We start from the raw sequence: 16,097 nt of genomic DNA, 5'->3' as shown, positions 1-16,097 counted from the left end.
ATCAAGAAATCATGAAAAAGATATTTATAATCATACTAACCGCAGTAACCTTTTCGTCCTGCTCTGATGATATAGAAAATTTAAATGTTAACGTAAAAGATCCATCAAATGTACCGGGAGAAGCTTTGTTTACAAGTGCCCAAAAAAGTTTGGTAGATCAAATGACAAACACAAATGTCAACAATAACATTATTAGATTAATTAATCAGTATTTTACAGAGACGGTTTACACAGACGAAAGTAATTACGACTTAGTTACAAGAACAATCCCAGAACAACACTGGCAATTCTTATATAAAGACGTGCTAAAGGATTTAGACCAAAGCGCCAAAAACATTACCAATACACCGCTTGGCCTAACAGAAAACCCTTTAGACAAACAAAACAAACTTGCTATCATAGAAGTTTTAAACGTTTACACCTATGCCATATTAGTTGAGACATTCGGAAATGTCCCATATTCTCAAGCTATAAACCTTAACTACAAAACACCAAAGTACGACGATGGCTTAACAATTTACAAAGATTTAATCACCCGATTAAACAACGCAATAGCCAAATTAGATACTGGTGGTAAAAGCTTTGGAGACAATGACAGGATCTATGGAGGAGATATACCAAAATGGATTAAGTTTGCAAACACTCTAAAATTAAGAATGGGTATAACCATTTCTGATATCCCTACCGAAAGCGCATTGGCACAAGCAACCGTATCAAGTGCTGCTCCGTTTGTGTTCACATCAAATCTTGACAATGCAGATTTAAAGTATCTTACTGCTACACCAAACACCAATCCTTTATATGTAGATCTTGTTGCGAGTGGCCGTTCTGATTTTGTTCCAACTAGTACTATAATCGATATGATGAACAATTTGAGTGACCCGAGACGTCCAAAATACTTTGACGACAATATGGACGACCCATCGACACCAGAAATCGAATATATTGGAGGGGAAAATGGAGCAAGTAATTCATTTGCACAAAAAACACATATCACACCAACGATTCAGGCTCCAGACTTCCCAGGAACAATCTTAGACTACGCTGAAGCTGAATTTCTATTGGCGGAAGCAGCTGAAAGATCTTTATACGGAACTCCTTCAGATGCAGAAGCACATTATAATGCTGCAATAACTGCTTCCATTTTAGATTGGGGAGGAACAGAAGCTGATGCTACAACTTACTTAGCAAATCCTGATGTTGCTTACACAACTGCTGAAGGGACATGGAAACAAAAAATAGGAACTCAAAGCTGGATCGCTTTTTATAATAATTCATTTGAAGGCTGGTCATTCTACAGAAGATTAGACTTTCCTGTATTAGTTGCACCACCTGACGCTGTATCAGGTTTCCCGATGCGCTATACTTATCCAATTATTGAACAGTCATTAAATAAAGTAAGTTATACAGAAGCAAGTGCCGCAATTGGTGGCGACGCTGCAGAAACTAAATTGTTTTGGGATAAATTCTAACTTATAAATATTACAATAAATAAAAAGCGGTTGCAAAACATCATGCAACCGCTTTTTTATTTAAAAAAAACTATTAACTATAATTTTACATTAAGCTTAATTTCATTAAAAAACATAAGAAAATCGCAAAACTGTAACCATTAAAACCATCAAAAAGAAAACATTATTTTTAATCTATTTAATAGACAAAAGTCTTTGTCTCTATTTTTGAAGAATCATCAAAACATAAAATTTTCACATATCTATTAACACTGAATATTAAAGGTTCACGATTTTTTAACAAATTTCTGCAGTTAATCCAGATGTTTTTTTAAGATAAAAGTTATAAAAAAAACATTTAAATACCCTTCGTCTATAAATTTAACATTTAAGCGGTTGACAAAATTTTTAATTATTATCAAATTTAACACTAAAAATTACGCTTTTGTAATTTTAAGCCTGTTTTAATCGATAAAACAGCAAAATACCACCTCAAAATCATTATTTAACTAAAAAAAAAGCTTTTTATATTAGGTAGATTAACAAATTATTAAGATTTTTGTCGGACTAATTCAAAATATTTAAAAATGAAACTAAAGTTCAATGGATTCTTAGTACTGTTATTAGTACTAGTCGCGCAACTTTCTTTTGCGCAAGAAAGAGCTGTTTCTGGTACAGTTTCTGATAATGCAGGAATGCCTTTACCGGGTGTTAGTGTATTAGTTAAAGGAACTAAAACAGGAACACAAACTGACTTTGATGGTAAATTCTCTATCAAAGTGTCACCAAGCCAAATTTTGGTATTTAGCTACATTGGGATGAAAACTCAAGAAGTAGCTGCAAGTTCTTCTACTGTAAATGTAAAATTAGCAGATGCAGGAGCACAAGAACTTGAAGGCGTAGTTGTAACTGCTTTCGGTATTAAAAGAGAGAAAAAATCTCTTGGATATGCGACAACAACTTTAAAAGCAGATGCTCTTACACAAGTAGTTAACACTAACCCATTTGAAACTCTTTCTGGTAAAATTGCCGGAGTTGATATTACTGCTCCATCTCAACCAGGAGCTTCTACTAAAGTAGTTATCCGTGGTTTGAATACTATTACAGGAAACAATGGACCTCTTTACGTAGTTGATGGAACACCAATCAACAACAGTGCTACAGGAACTACTACCACTACAAGATCATATGATGCTGGAAATGGTATCAGTGACATTGACCCGAATAACATCGAGAGTATGACTGTTCTTAAAGGTGCTGCAGCATCTGCATTATACGGTTCAAGAGCTGGGGGTGGTGTAATTATTATTACAACTAAAAAAGGGAAAGCAAACTCTGGAATTAAAGTTGACTTATTAGCTTCAACAGAATTTAGTGAAGTAGCGAGAGTTCCTCACTTACAAAACCAATTTGGACAAGGATGGAGTGGACAAGGTTATTCAGGAGCTAACACTTACAGTAATGAAAATGGTTCTTGGGGACCTGCATTCAATGGAGAAGTTAGACCATGGGGAACTGTATACAACAATACTCAACAGCTTAAACCTTATGTTAGCTTAAATGACAACGTAAGAGACTTCTACAACACTGGTGTAATGTCTACACAATCTGCAACTCTTAGCGGAGGTGGTGATACTTCAGATTTCTCTTTAGTATTCTCTAATGTAAACAGTGATGGAGTTGTTCCAACTGATGCTGACTTATACCAAAAACAATCATTAGGATTTAATGGAGGATTAAAAGGTAAAAAATTCACTTTAAGAACTTCTTTTAATTACGTATACAAAAACCAAAGTGCTGTTAATACAGGACAAGGTGATGATGCTGGTCAAGGTTCAACTTTACAGCAAGATTTATTACAAATCCCACGTGACATAAGTATTGTAGATTTAAAAGATTACAAAAATAATCCTTTTAATACTCCAGACTATTATTTCACTCCTTATGCTTCCAATCCATATTTCTCAATCAACGAGAACAGCACAAAAATATTTGGAAACAACCTTTTTGGTAACATTAACTTAAGTTATAAATTAACTGATAAGCTTACAGCTACATGGCAAATTGGTGGTAACTATAGAACAGAAAGACTTAAAAGTCATGGAGCAATTGTAGATTACCTTCCAGGTACTCCTCAAGATGTAGCTGGTGCAAACCCAGTAGTTGGTGGAGTTACAGAAGGAAGATCAGAATTCAGCGAATTCGATACATTCTTTAACCTTAACTACAACACAAACTTAAGCGAAGATTGGACATTGAATCTTTTAGGAGGTTTCAACTACAACAAAAGAGAATCTGACCAATTATTCAATACTGTTACTAATTTAGGAATTCCAGGATACTACGAGCTTTCAAACTCAGCTCTTAGACCAGTAATTACACAAACAAACACATTAAGAAGAACTGGTGCAGTTTATGCTTCTGCTGAATTTGCTTTCAAGAACAGATATTTTGCTACTATTACAGGAAGAGAAGATAAAACTTCTACTTTACCAACTAGTAATAACGCATATTTCTACCCGTCTTTATCACTTGGTGCAATTGTAATTGACAACGGAAGTACTTTCTTAAAATTAAGAGGTGCTGCATCTAAAATTGCAAATGATACTTCACCATATGTAACTGAAGATTCTTATATTTCAGGTTCTGCAGCTGCAAACTTTGGTATACTAGCATCTCCACTTGGAGGAGTAAGTTTCTTTGAAGCTTCTGGAAGACTTGGAAATCCTGATTTAAAACCAGAAAGTACTGTAGAGTATGAAATTGGAGCTGAGGGATCTTTCTTCAAAAACAGAATTAGTTATGATATCGCATTATACCACAAAACAACTTCTGATGTAATTGTAAACTTACCTTTAGATCCTTCTACAGGTTACACAATTAAAGCTATTAATGCTGGAGACGTAGTGAACAAAGGTATTGAGCTTTCTGTAAGTGGTAGTCCAATTAAAAACAAGGATTTCTCTTGGAACCTAACTTATACATTCACTAAAAACCTTAATGAGGTTACTGAATTAACTGGAGGAAATTCTTATGTTGATTTAACAAGTGCTTATGGTGTAACTTTTAGAGCAACTAAAGGAGAGCCAATCGGTACTTTCTATTCTCAAGTTCCAAAAACAAATGCAGCTGGACAATATATTGTAAATGCATCAACTGGTATGTACGAAGTAAGTGACGATATTGAAAAAATTGGAAATTCACAACGTGATTTCGTAATGGGATTACAAAACACTTTCAAGTACAAAAACTTTAACTTAGCTTTCTCATTAGACTGGAAACAAGGTGGAGAATTCTATTCTTATACTAAAAGACTTTCTCATTTCGTAGGAAATGGTATCGAAACTACTTATAATGATAGAAACCCATTTATCGTTCCTAACTCAGTTAATGAACATGTAGATGCGTCAGGAAATGTTACTTATACTGAAAACACAACTCCGCTTACATTCGAAACTGTTACTAATTTCTACAATACTACAAACAACCCTGGTATTGAAAGAACTCACGTAATTGACAAAACTTTCGTTAGATTAAGAGAGATTAATTTTAATTATGACTTCCCTTCTTCAGTTACTAAAAATATGGGATTAAACAAAATTTCACTTGGAATTTACGCAAGAAACCTTTTCATGTGGACTCCAGGAGCAAACCCATATACAGATCCTGAAACTGGAACTTACGGTACAGGCGTAATCTCTGATTTTGGAGAATTTGCATCTAACCCATCACAAAGATCAGTGGGTGGAGTTTTAAAATTATCATTCTAAAATAATATATAGAAAAATGAAAAAAATAACAACATTAATAGCAGCACTTTTCTTATTGGTGTCATGTGATGAAACATTTGACATTAATAGAGATCCAGATTCTTTACCTCCTGGACAAGCTAATAGCACTATCTTACCTGCAGGTATTGCAGGTCTTGTAGGTGCACAAGGATCATATTACGCCCTAATTGGTGGATTCTGGTCTCAATTCTGGACACAAAATACTACTTCAAATCAATACAAAGATATTGATCAATATAGTATTGGAACTAATGATTATCAATTGGGTTATACAGCAATGTTCGATGCTTTAAATGACATTAGAGTTGTAAAAGCACAAGCTGAAAAAGAAGGAAATTGGAATTATTACTTAATTGCAACTGTTCTTGAAGTAGAAGCTTCACAAGTAATGACTGATTTATACGATGCTATTCCTTATGCTGAAGCAAATAACCCAAACATTTTGCAACCTAAATTCAATACTCAAAAAGAAGTTTATAATTTGATGATTGCGGACTTAAAACTAGCTTTATCAAAAGACTTAAGCAGCTCAGTAGGCTCAGCACCAGCAAATGATGATTTCATTTTCGGAGGACAAATGGATAACTGGACAAAATTTGGTAATACTTTATTGCTAAAATTACACTTGAGATTAACACAAGTTGATCCTACTTTGGCTCAATCAGGAATTACTACCTTAATTAATTCTGGTGCTCAATTCTTGGATGTTGATGCCGGAATGAATACTAGAGCTCCTTATAATCAATTTGAAGATGCAGCAGACAGAAGTAACCCATTGTATGAAACTGACAGAAGACAGTTGAACACAACTCTAAACCTTAGAGCTAGTAAAACTTTATACACTTACTTACAGTCAAATTTAGATCCTCGTTTGGATAAATATTATGGAGCAGGAAACCCTAACAATCAAGGTGATTTTGAAAATGCTGCAACAGGGCTTTCATTAGTAACTTTACACCCAACAACTGCTGTATATTTCTTAAGTGCAGAAGAAAGCTATTTCTTACAAGCTGAAGCGCTTACACGATACTACGCTGGAGCTGGAGCTAAAGAAAAATATGATTTAGGTGTTGCTGCGAATTTTAAAAAATACACTTTGAGTGCAGATGCTTTTGTTGCCGCAGGTGGTAAATATGCTTTTCCTGCAACAGGAACAGCTGCTCAAATCGAGGCAATTATCACTCAAAAATGGATTGCTAGTTTCCCTGGAAATGGTTACGAATCTTTCTTAGAGCAAAACAGAACTGGTTTCCCTAAAGAATCTTCTGTTCCTCAAGACGACGAAGACTACATCCCTGGACAATTTAGAGTATCTGTTGAAAATGTAACAGGTGGATTATTCCCTAGAAGAATTGTTTTACCAAATACTGTAAAAACAAGAAATCCAAACGCACCTGCTCTAGCAAAAATAACTGCTCCAGTGTGGTGGGATGTTAACTAAAAAAATTAAAACAATGAAAAAAATATTTATAGCTTTAATGGTAGTTTCAGGACTATTATTAACTTCATGTGAAGAATCTACCGATGGAGTTTCAAAAGTAACTGCATATGCAAACTTGACCATGAATGGTGATGCATTAGTTGTTCTTACACAAGGAGATACATATACAGAAGCTGGTGTAGAAGCGGAAGCTGACGGTAAAGCTCTTCCAGTAACAATTACAGGTACAGTTGATACTAGTAAACCTACAGTTTACAAACTTAGATACTCTGCAGTAAATAGTGATGGTTTTCCTGCTTCACTTACACGTACTGTAGTTGTATTGAGTAACAAACCAAGTACAATTGATTTGACAGGTACTTTTTTTAGAAGTGGTAATGCAAATAATGTAACTAGAGTAGGAACAGGAGACAGACACTATTTTACAGACAACGCTACTGGGTATCTTGTAGGTGATCCAAACGTATTACAGATGGAATTCTATAATATAGATGACAAACAAGTTTATGCACCTTTCAAAGAAGATGCTTCTTCGACAGGTATCGATGCAGAAAGTAACATTGGGACAATTACAGACCAGAACAACTGGAAATGGTCAATTACTGCTACTGCATTCTTCGGTACTGCTGATAGAATATTCAAACGTTAATCTAAAAATATTAAAATGAAAAAATTAAAACAAAATATAACACGTATTCTAGCAGCTGTACTTGTGCTTACGTCGTTTGCAGCTTGTGATGAAGTTGGCGATACTAATCCAGGAGGAACATCTACAAAGGATATGTCTGGAGACTGGTACGTTCAAACATTAGTTAATGGAACAGTAGTAGCAGACTATGCACTTATTTCTACTTACAATACATCAGCAAATGATGGAAAAGAGATGTGGATTGATGATAAAGGCCACATCTGGGATTTTAAAGTAAAGTCACCTGTAACTCTTAGCGCATTGTCATTTGCAGGAAGCAATTTAGCAAGTAGCGTTGATGGATACGATATCAATGTGAATATAACAGAAGGTAAAATCACTAAAAATGGTACTACATCTACTGGAGGACATACTGTTGATGCTATCTCTTTTAAAGCTACATTCTCAGATGACCCAGATGCAGGAACTGTCTATGAAATAAAAGGTTATAAAAGAACTGGTTTCTTTGAAGACGAACACTAATATTCCCATAAAGAATTATTATTTAAACCACCCCATTCATTTGGGGTGGTTTTTTTATATAAACATATTACCTATATTTGCCCAATGGAAAAAGAACATCAAATATTTGGCATTAGAGCCATCATAGAAGCAATTCAGGCAGGAAAAGAAGTAGATAAAGTATTTATCCAGAAAGATATTTCTGGTGAACTTATGAAAGACTTAATGAAGGTAATGAAACGTGCAAACATTAACTTCTCTTATGTTCCTGTTGAAAAACTAAATCGTCTTACTCCAAATAATCACCAAGGAGCTGTAGCAACTATCTCTCCTATTGGCTTCATTGATTTAGAACATCTTGTTGAATCAACAATCGAGTCTGGCAAAAAACCTCTTTTCTTAATATTAGATCAAATCTCTGACGCAAGAAATTTTGGGGCTATTATTAGAACAGCAGAATGTACAGGTGTAAATGGAATCATCATACAAAAAGCAGGTTCGGCGCCTGTAAATGGAGATACAGTTAAAACTTCGGCTGGAGCTGTTTTTAATGTCCCGATCTCTAAAGTTGAACACATCAAAGATGCTATTTTCTATTTACAAGGCTCTGGGATTAAAACAGTAGCTGCAACTGAGAAAACAGATCAAAACATATATGATATTTCACTAACAGAACCAGTCGCTATTATTATGGGTTCTGAAGATCGAGGAATTAATCCTTCTGTTTTAAAAATAGTAGATGAAAAAGCTAAGTTACCAATGTTTGGCACAATTGGATCCTTGAATGTTTCGGTTGCATGCGGTGCTTTTCTATACGAAGCCGTTCGACAAAGAAGCTAAAACACATTGAGATTTAAGATGCGAATGAATAATTAAATACCTTTAATTAATGCTTTCAAAATCTAATTCAAAATCAAAAATCATAATTTTCCGATGTCTGTTTGTAGTTTTATTAATTACAAACAGCTACGGACAAAATACTACATATAATCAGTTCTGGAATGAAATTCAGTTTAACCAGACCTTGAGTAAAAAATGGGCTACTGAAATAGATTTTGCCTCAGCTTACAGCAGTACCGAATCTTCACCAAACTTATTCGAAAATACTATACAAAGATCTATAAGAGGATGGGGACATTACTACTTTTCTCCAAGATGGAAATTCTCCGCTTTTATTGCCTATTTTAATAATAGAGATGTACCCGAAATAGGTCAGTTCGAATCTCCCGAAACACGTTTTGCTCTTCAAGGCATTTACTATTTTCATAAAACAGGATACACTTTAAGCACAAGAATGCGTACTGAATTCCGTCATATGAGGAATGAAGATGATGATTATGAAAACGTTTTTCGATATCGCCAGCAAATTAAATATATACAACCTATCAATAGTAAAATATTAAGAAGTGGCGTTGTATACGCAATTGCTTCAGATGAGCTTTATTTCAAATCTGGAACAAAAGTCACGGGTGAAAGTTTCTTTGATCGGAATCGTTTAAATATTGGAGCTGGTTATTTATTTTCAGATGACATTCAGGTTGAACTAACCTATTGCAATGAATATCTTCCACGTAACAATGGAAATCAAACAACCAATGCGGCCTCGCTTACCGTAACTTTCAGTAACCTTATTCGAAACCTTCAAAAGAAAATTGAAGCCAAAAAACATCCTGAAGCAAAAGACGAAGAATAGTTTAGTCTTCTTCTTTCTTCAAAAAGCATTTAAGCTGCTCGATTATAGCATTTTTATGAAGCTTAAAATTATAGCTTCTCATAAATTCTGTCCCCTGCATATTAATTTCTGCGATCACCGCTTCGTAATTAGAAAACGCATCAAGATCTTTATTATCTATCAAATAAAGAACCTGCATGATAGAATCGTTACGTCGATATTGTGTATCATAATGCACTAACTTATATGTTTTATTATCTGCAAGATGAATTAGAAGATCATCTTTAATCTTTTTTCCGATTTTCTTTTCAGGAAATGGCGTTGGCTGTAATGCAACAAAATAATTCTCTTTGTCTGTAACAATATTAATTTTAAGCGATTTTGATTTTGTTGTATAAAATACAGCCGGCTCAAAGTAATATATCATGCTGCCATCTGCCAGCATCCTATTTTTGATTTCACATTGAGCAATACCTTTTGCATTAAAAACAAAACACAAGAACAAAACTAAAACCTTCATTTTCTTCATAATGCCCGAAAAATTAAATTGTTATCTAACAAATTTAATCTTTTTATCTTAAAGAAAATCACGGAGCAGTATCTTCTTCTGGTGCTTCCTTTTTGGTCACAATATAATTTACCGAATGACTAGACGAAAAATATTCCATTTCGTTTTCTTCGTCTTCATTGTAAAAAACAATAAAATTTCCATCTTCATCAAAATGTTTCATAAAAGGATCATTGCTTGGATCAAAATCTGGACGCTGCCAATCGTAAACAATTGGTTTTGCATATTCGGGTGCTTTATAAAACAATGTCAAAACAAAGCCCGTAATAAGACCCGCTAAATGCCCTTCCCAAGAAATAGATTGATCAACATCTGGAAAAACATACCATATCATTCCGCCATAAAGCAAAATTACAGTCAAAGATAAAGCCACCAATCTGTAATATTTAGTTTGAATTCCTTTAAAGAAAATGAAACTTACCAAAACATAAATTAACCCACTAGCGCCGATATGAAAATTCTCTCTTCCAACTATCCAAGTAATTAATCCCGAAAATATTATTCCGTATGCAATAACGCCAAATGTTTGTTTTGGATAAAAATATTGCATTGCCGCCAATAGAATTATTAATGGAATACTATTATTGTATAAATGATCTAAGTTTTCATGAATGAACGGACTGAATAAAACGCCTTGTAAACCTAGAAGGTCTCTTGGGTAAATTCCGTATCGGTAAAAATCAAAATCAAAGCGGATTTGTAGCCAGTATACAATCCATAAAAAAAGGACAAAAAACAATGGAAGTCCTATAACCGAATTTGAAAACTTAAAATTACTATCGCCCATATTTTTACAAAATAACATTTAGGAGAACTCAAAAAACTATCCAAAAATATTTTACTGATAATTTGTCATACCAGAGAGCATTAAATTGTCTCAAATCAGAACAATCCTTCACTCTGCAAGCTGTTTTAACTTTCAATGAATTAAATTTAAATCTTAAAATAGTAATTTTGTAAAATGGAAGCACCATTAGCAGAGCGCATTCGTCCGCAGAAATTAGAAGATTATATCAGCCAGCAGCATTTGGTTGGACCAAACGGTTCGTTAACACAGCAAATATCAAAAGGAATAATTCCTTCGTTGATTTTTTGGGGGCCTCCTGGCACCGGAAAAACAACATTGGCACAAATCATTGCTCAAGAATCAAAAAGGCCTTTTTATATATTAAGCGCCATCAATTCTGGGGTCAAAGATATTCGCGATGTTATTGATAAAGCAAAACAAAGCGGCGGACTTTTTACAGCTAAAAATCCTATCCTATTTATTGACGAGATCCACAGATTTAGTAAATCACAGCAGGATTCACTTTTAGCTGCTGTAGAAAAAGGCTGGATAACTTTAGTTGGAGCAACAACAGAAAACCCTAGTTTTGAAGTTATTCCTGCATTATTGTCACGTTGTCAAGTTTATATCTTAAATGCTTTTACAAAAGCCGATTTAGAGGCTCTTTTAGAACGCGCAATGAAAACGGATGCCTATTTATTAACAAAAAAGATAAACCTTAAAGAAACTGAAGCTTTATTGCGTATTTCGGGCGGTGATGGTAGAAAACTGCTTAATGTTTTCGAACTTGTAATTAATGCTTCCCAAGGTGACGAAATCACTATAACTAACGACCGTGTTTTAGAACTGGTACAGCAAAATACGGTTTTGTATGATAAAACCGGCGAGCAGCATTATGATATTATTTCTGCATTTATAAAATCTATTCGTGGTAGCGATCCTAACGGTGCGGTTTATTGGCTGGCAAGAATGATTGAAGGAGGAGAAGATGTAAAATTTATTGCCAGAAGAATGCTTATTTTGTCTAGTGAAGATATTGGGAATGCCAATCCGACAGCTTTTATAATGGCAAATAATACCTTTCAAGCTGTTACTACGATCGGATATCCAGAAAGCCGTATCATTTTAAGTCAATGCGCTATTTACTTGGCTACATCGCCAAAAAGCAATGCTTCTTATATGGCAATTGGTAATGCGCAGCAATTGGTAAAACAAACTGGCGACTTACCTGTACCACTTCATTTGCGAAATGCTCCAACTAAATTAATGAAAGAATTAGGATATGGCGATGAATATAAATATTCGCATGATTATGCTAATAATTTTGCCGAACAAGAATTCTTACCAGACGCTATAAAAGAAACGGTTCTTTATAATCCGGGAAGCAATTCTCGAGAGAATAGCAACCGCGAATTTTTAAAGAACCGTTGGAAGGATAAATACGGTTATTAAACCGTATTTTATTTTTTTAGAATTTAACTACAATTTTTTCTGAAACTAATTTATCATTCTGATAAGATTCAAAATACCATTGACCATCTTCTTTTAAGATTAAAGAGCCTTGAACATTATCTTTTGAAGCGATGAAAACATTGCTTTGAGAAGTTTTGAAAAGCTTCATAACTACTTTTGGTGTTTTATCGATTAGCTGATATCCAGATTCTGTTGGCTGAGCATATAACAAGTTTGGATCTTTTAAATCTGGAGAAGGCGTAACTGAAACAACTTGAGTTGCAGCCACAGTAGTTACAGCACTTGTTGCAACAGCAGCTTTTGCAGCAACTGGCGTTCTTGAAGTTGCAACTTCTTTGCCACTATATTTATAATGCAAAGCATAAATTGACTTAAAAGCATTATCTAGCGCTTCTCTGTATGCTACTTCATAATCTTTCTCTTTACTTTTTCCAACTTCAGATGTATAAACAACTTGTCCAAAACAGTCTTTGAATTGCACGCTAAGTTTAGTTGTCAAAAATGCACTATCTTTAATTACATCAATATACAAAACCTGGCAACGATCTGTGTATCCTTCAGGAAGTTGCTCATTGGTATAAAAAGCTTCAAAACCTGCTTTTAATAAATTTGATTTGCTTAATGTAGCCATACGATATTGATTATCTGTTTTTGTAAAATCATATCTTAAAGGTACAATTACAGCTTTGTAATCATTAACAGACTGTGCGAATCCAATAAATGAGCATAAAAGTGCAGTAAGTAAAATTTTAATCTTCATCATTATAAATATTTTTTTAGTTCTAGTAAATGGTTAATCTGTTTATAATTTCCGGAAATATCCAGCTTTTTTTCATTAAAAAAAATGGCATCTAAACCTGCATTCAATGCGCCATTCACATCAGCTTCAAAATCATCGCCAATCATAATGCTGTTCTCTTTTGAAGTGTTTGCCAGATTCAATGCATAATCAAATATAATACTATTTGGTTTTTTAACGCCTGCTAACTCAGAATTTGTAATGGTACTAAAATAACCTCCAAGTGAAGCATTATTAATTTTCTTTTCCTGCACCTGAGCAAATCCATTTGTAATAATATGAAGTTTGTATTTAGGTTTTAAATATTCCAAAACTTCAATTGCGCCATCAAAAAGGTAATTATTATCAGTAAGAAATTCAATATAATCATTAGCAATTTCCAAAATATTTTCTTCTGAAATAGCATAATTCAATGCATCAAAAGAAAACTTCAAACGATTATAACGCAATTCTTGATGCGTAATTTTATCATTCTGATATAATCTCCAACATTCTTGATTAATTGGAATATATTCCTTGATAAAATCTTCAGTAATAATCTCTTGATATTTACTTTTAAAAATACGATCAAAAGCCATTTCCGAATTTTTATCAAAATCCCAAAGTGTGTGGTCTAAGTCAAAAAAAATGTCTGTAATCTTGGTATTCATCTATTAAAAAATTCCTTCATCTACAAAACTATAATATTTTGATTCAGTAATAATAATATGGTCTAAAACTTTAACATCTAACTTACTTCCTGCTTCGCGAATTTTTCTAGTAATTTGTTTATCTGCATCACTAGGAATCAAACTTCCAGAAGGATGATTGTGGCACAAAATCAAGGCTGTAGCATATTTCTCAAACGCCAATTTAAAAATCAATCTAACATCAACAGTTGTACCGCCAATGCCCCCTTTACTCAGTTGAGCCTTTGAAATCACATTATTGGAATTATTAAGAAAAAGCACCCAAAATTCTTCATGAGATAAATCTCCTATTACTGGCTGCATTAAATCGAAAACCTTTTTACTCGAAGTTATTTTAGTCATTTCAACTGCTTTTTCTGATCTCCTACGTGCGCATAACTCTAAAGACGCAACAATTGTAACAGCCTTTGCCTCTCCTATTCCTTTAAATTTCATTAATTGAGCAATAGATAATTTTGCTAATGAATTTAATCCGCCAACACTAGCTAAAATACGCTGGCTTAATGCAACCGCAGATTCATTACGACTTCCTGAGCCAATTAAAATTGCTAATAATTCAGCATCACTCAAAGCTTCTTTTCCCTTGAGCATTAATTTTTCGCGCGGCTTGTCATCATCTGACCAGTTTTTTATAGCGAAATGAGATTGTTCCATACTATTTAAATTTTACAGAACGAAGATATTAAAAATAAGAAAAGTCTTTCAAATAATTATTATGTTTTCTGACTAGATAATTACAAAAAAAATGTGCCAACTGAAAAACAATTGGCACATTATCTAATTTTCTAATTGACGAATTTAGGCAATCAAACCTTTAACATCATCAAAATTTAAGCCTCCATAATTTCCTGAACTCATTAATAAAAGTGCAGAATTATCTAAATTTAAGTTGAATAAGTATTCTTTAAACTCAGCTGGATTCGTATAAATAATTAAATCTTTTCTATTGAATGCAGTAGCAATTTGCTCATAAGTTACTTCTTCCAGTTGTTTAATTTTTACCGCATCTGGCGAATAAAAAACAACCGCAACATCTGCATATTCTAGAGCGCCTTCATATTCTTTCAAGAATTCAGCATTTAAACTGCTATAAGTATGCAATTCTAAACAAGCTACTAAAGTTCTATTTGGATATTGTTCTTTTACCGCTTTTGTCGTTGCAGCAACTTTACTTGGCGAATGCGCAAAATCTTTATAAGCAACTTTCCCTTTTCCTTCGGCAATTTTTTCTAAACGCTTAGAAGCACCTTTAAAACTTGCAATTGCTTCGTAAAAATCTGCTTCATCAACTCCCATATTTTGGCAAATCCATTTTGCTCCGGCAAGATTGTTTAAATTGTGCGCTCCGAAAACTTCAATTGGCATATCGCCTTCTGGAGTTTTTAATAAAGTCACACCATCGTTTACAGAATATTCTGGAGTTGAATAAGCAATTTTTCTAATTGGATTTGTCGCTGCCTCAGAAACACGTTTTACTTCAGGATCATTTTCGTTATAAACTAAAATTCCGCCATTTGTAATTTTTTCGATGAAAATCTCAAACTGCTCCACATAGTTTTCATAAGTTGGAAAAACATTAATATGATCCCAAGCAATTCCAGAAATCAAAGCAATGTTTGGCTGATATAAATGAAATTTCGGACGTCTGTCAATTGGTGAAGATAAATACTCATCCCCTTCCAAAACAACAAAATCATTTTCTTCAGTCAAATGTACCATTGTGTCAAACCCTTCCAACTGCGCACCAACCATATAATCAACTGCAATATTATGATAATGCATTACATGAAGAATCATTGACGTAATCGTTGTTTTACCATGAGAACCACCAATTACAACACGCGTTTTATTTTTAGATTGCTCGTATAAAAATTCAGGATATGAATAAATCTTTAAACCTAATTCCTGCGCTTTTAATAATTCAGGATTATCCGCTTTTGCGTGCATTCCTAAAATAATTGCATCGATATCTGAAGTGATTTTTTCTGGAAACCAGCCCAATTCTGCAGGAAGAATTCCTTTTTTCTCTAATCTTGATTTTGAAGGTTCAAAAATAGCATCGTCACTTCCTGTAACTTGGTATCCTTTATTATGTAATGCTAATGCCAGATTGTGCATTGCGCTTCCGCCAATGGCGATGAAATGTGTTTTCATTTAAAATGTTTAATCGTTAAACTGTTTCATCGGTTAATCGAAATAGCAAATAACTAATAAAACGCTGTAATTATTCTTCAAAAATAATGAAATATAGAATGCTCTATTTGGTTTTGGAAATA

Annotated in this window: 14 protein-coding genes; 8 read left to right on the top strand and 6 right to left on the bottom strand. The window is 33.7% G+C overall.

Features of this window, described 5'->3' with window-relative positions; translation table 11 throughout:
- Positions 1-11 precede the first annotated feature (11 nt).
- The 7 genes from DM444_RS06780 to DM444_RS06750 all read left to right on the top strand — a co-directional run bounded on the left by DM444_RS06780 (position 12) and on the right by DM444_RS06750 (position 9,526).
- Positions 12-1,472, top strand: coding sequence for a SusD/RagB family nutrient-binding outer membrane lipoprotein (locus tag DM444_RS06780; RefSeq protein WP_111285044.1), 1,461 nt, complete (start codon positions 12-14; stop codon positions 1,470-1,472).
- 566 nt (positions 1,473-2,038) lie between these two features.
- Positions 2,039-5,221, top strand: a complete 3,183-nt coding sequence (locus DM444_RS06775; protein WP_111285043.1) for a SusC/RagA family TonB-linked outer membrane protein — start codon at positions 2,039-2,041, stop codon at positions 5,219-5,221.
- A gap of 16 nt (positions 5,222-5,237) precedes the next feature.
- Entirely contained in the window at positions 5,238-6,683 is a 1,446-nt protein-coding gene (locus tag DM444_RS06770) for a SusD/RagB family nutrient-binding outer membrane lipoprotein (RefSeq protein ID WP_111285042.1), read from the top strand.
- A 13-nt stretch (positions 6,684-6,696) separates the two neighbouring features.
- Complete coding sequence (locus tag DM444_RS06765) at positions 6,697-7,332, top strand: DUF5011 domain-containing protein (RefSeq protein WP_162614930.1); 636 nt, start codon at positions 6,697-6,699, stop codon at positions 7,330-7,332.
- A 63-nt stretch (positions 7,333-7,395) separates the two neighbouring features.
- The gene (locus DM444_RS06760; RefSeq protein ID WP_162614929.1) at positions 7,396-7,854 is read left to right on the top strand and encodes a lipid-binding protein; all 459 of its coding nucleotides are present in this window, start codon (positions 7,396-7,398) and stop codon (positions 7,852-7,854) included.
- Between the two features lie 84 nt (positions 7,855-7,938).
- Positions 7,939-8,673 carry a 23S rRNA (guanosine(2251)-2'-O)-methyltransferase RlmB gene (gene rlmB / locus DM444_RS06755; protein WP_111285039.1) on the top strand — a complete coding sequence of 245 codons (735 nt, stop codon included), beginning with the start codon at positions 7,939-7,941 and terminating at the stop codon, positions 8,671-8,673.
- Positions 8,674-8,722: 49 nt separating this feature from the next.
- On the top strand, positions 8,723-9,526 hold the full coding sequence (locus tag DM444_RS06750; RefSeq protein WP_111285038.1) for a DUF2490 domain-containing protein: 804 nt from the start codon (positions 8,723-8,725) through the stop codon (positions 9,524-9,526).
- Between the two features lies 1 nt (position 9,527).
- On the opposite strand, the gene DM444_RS06745 is transcribed toward DM444_RS06750, so the two are convergent.
- Complete coding sequence (locus DM444_RS06745) at positions 9,528-10,034, bottom strand: hypothetical protein (protein WP_239455604.1); 507 nt, start codon at positions 10,032-10,034, stop codon at positions 9,528-9,530.
- Positions 10,035-10,092: 58 nt separating this feature from the next.
- Positions 10,093-10,860: a rhomboid family intramembrane serine protease gene (locus tag DM444_RS06740; protein WP_111285037.1), complete on the bottom strand. Its 768-nt coding sequence runs from the start codon at positions 10,858-10,860 to the stop codon at positions 10,093-10,095.
- A 174-nt stretch (positions 10,861-11,034) separates the two neighbouring features.
- On the opposite strand from DM444_RS06740, the gene DM444_RS06735 reads away from it, so the two are divergent.
- Positions 11,035-12,312: a replication-associated recombination protein A gene (locus DM444_RS06735; RefSeq protein ID WP_111285036.1), complete on the top strand. Its 1,278-nt coding sequence runs from the start codon at positions 11,035-11,037 to the stop codon at positions 12,310-12,312.
- A 16-nt stretch (positions 12,313-12,328) separates the two neighbouring features.
- On the opposite strand, the gene DM444_RS06730 is transcribed toward DM444_RS06735, so the two are convergent.
- From DM444_RS06730 to DM444_RS06715, 4 genes are all read right to left on the bottom strand, one after another.
- A complete protein-coding gene (locus DM444_RS06730; protein WP_204251669.1) occupies positions 12,329-13,093 on the bottom strand; it encodes a hypothetical protein in 765 nt (254 codons plus the stop codon).
- Between the two features lie 2 nt (positions 13,094-13,095).
- Positions 13,096-13,782, bottom strand: a complete 687-nt coding sequence (locus DM444_RS06725; protein WP_111285034.1) for a YjjG family noncanonical pyrimidine nucleotidase — start codon at positions 13,780-13,782, stop codon at positions 13,096-13,098.
- A 3-nt stretch (positions 13,783-13,785) separates the two neighbouring features.
- Positions 13,786-14,475, bottom strand: a complete 690-nt coding sequence (gene radC / locus DM444_RS06720; RefSeq protein WP_111285033.1) for a RadC family protein — start codon at positions 14,473-14,475, stop codon at positions 13,786-13,788.
- Between the two features lie 144 nt (positions 14,476-14,619).
- Positions 14,620-15,975 (bottom strand): UDP-N-acetylmuramate--L-alanine ligase, encoded by a 1,356-nt coding sequence (locus DM444_RS06715; protein WP_111285032.1) that lies wholly within the window; start codon positions 15,973-15,975, stop codon positions 14,620-14,622.
- Positions 15,976-16,097: the final 122 nt, after the last annotated feature.

Origin of the sequence: Flavobacterium ginsenosidimutans (genome assembly GCF_003254625.1) — a bacterium.
Taxonomy (GTDB): Bacteria; Bacteroidota; Bacteroidia; order Flavobacteriales; family Flavobacteriaceae; genus Flavobacterium; species Flavobacterium ginsenosidimutans.
The sequence above is the reverse complement of the archived record's forward strand: the minus strand, read 5'-3'. Positions and strand labels throughout refer to the sequence as shown.

What these genes read in the sequence shown, in the direction of transcription:
- DM444_RS06780 (WP_111285044.1), top strand. Translation starts at nt 12, where the DNA reads ATGAAAAAGATATTTATAATCATACTAACCGCAGTAACCTTTTCGTCC.
- DM444_RS06775 (WP_111285043.1), top strand. Translation starts at nt 2,039, where the DNA reads ATGAAACTAAAGTTCAATGGATTCTTAGTACTGTTATTAGTACTAGTC.
- DM444_RS06770 (WP_111285042.1), top strand. Translation starts at nt 5,238, where the DNA reads ATGAAAAAAATAACAACATTAATAGCAGCACTTTTCTTATTGGTGTCA.
- DM444_RS06765 (WP_162614930.1), top strand. Translation starts at nt 6,697, where the DNA reads ATGAAAAAAATATTTATAGCTTTAATGGTAGTTTCAGGACTATTATTA.
- rlmB (WP_111285039.1), top strand. Translation starts at nt 7,939, where the DNA reads ATGGAAAAAGAACATCAAATATTTGGCATTAGAGCCATCATAGAAGCA.
- DM444_RS06750 (WP_111285038.1), top strand. Translation starts at nt 8,723, where the DNA reads ATGCTTTCAAAATCTAATTCAAAATCAAAAATCATAATTTTCCGATGT.
- DM444_RS06745 (WP_239455604.1), bottom strand. Translation starts at nt 10,034, where the DNA reads ATGAAGAAAATGAAGGTTTTAGTTTTGTTCTTGTGTTTTGTTTTTAAT.
- DM444_RS06740 (WP_111285037.1), bottom strand. Translation starts at nt 10,860, where the DNA reads ATGGGCGATAGTAATTTTAAGTTTTCAAATTCGGTTATAGGACTTCCA.
- DM444_RS06735 (WP_111285036.1), top strand. Translation starts at nt 11,035, where the DNA reads ATGGAAGCACCATTAGCAGAGCGCATTCGTCCGCAGAAATTAGAAGAT.
- DM444_RS06730 (WP_204251669.1), bottom strand. Translation starts at nt 13,093, where the DNA reads ATGAAGATTAAAATTTTACTTACTGCACTTTTATGCTCATTTATTGGA.
- DM444_RS06725 (WP_111285034.1), bottom strand. Translation starts at nt 13,782, where the DNA reads ATGAATACCAAGATTACAGACATTTTTTTTGACTTAGACCACACACTT.
- radC (WP_111285033.1), bottom strand. Translation starts at nt 14,475, where the DNA reads ATGGAACAATCTCATTTCGCTATAAAAAACTGGTCAGATGATGACAAG.
- DM444_RS06715 (WP_111285032.1), bottom strand. Translation starts at nt 15,975, where the DNA reads ATGAAAACACATTTCATCGCCATTGGCGGAAGCGCAATGCACAATCTG.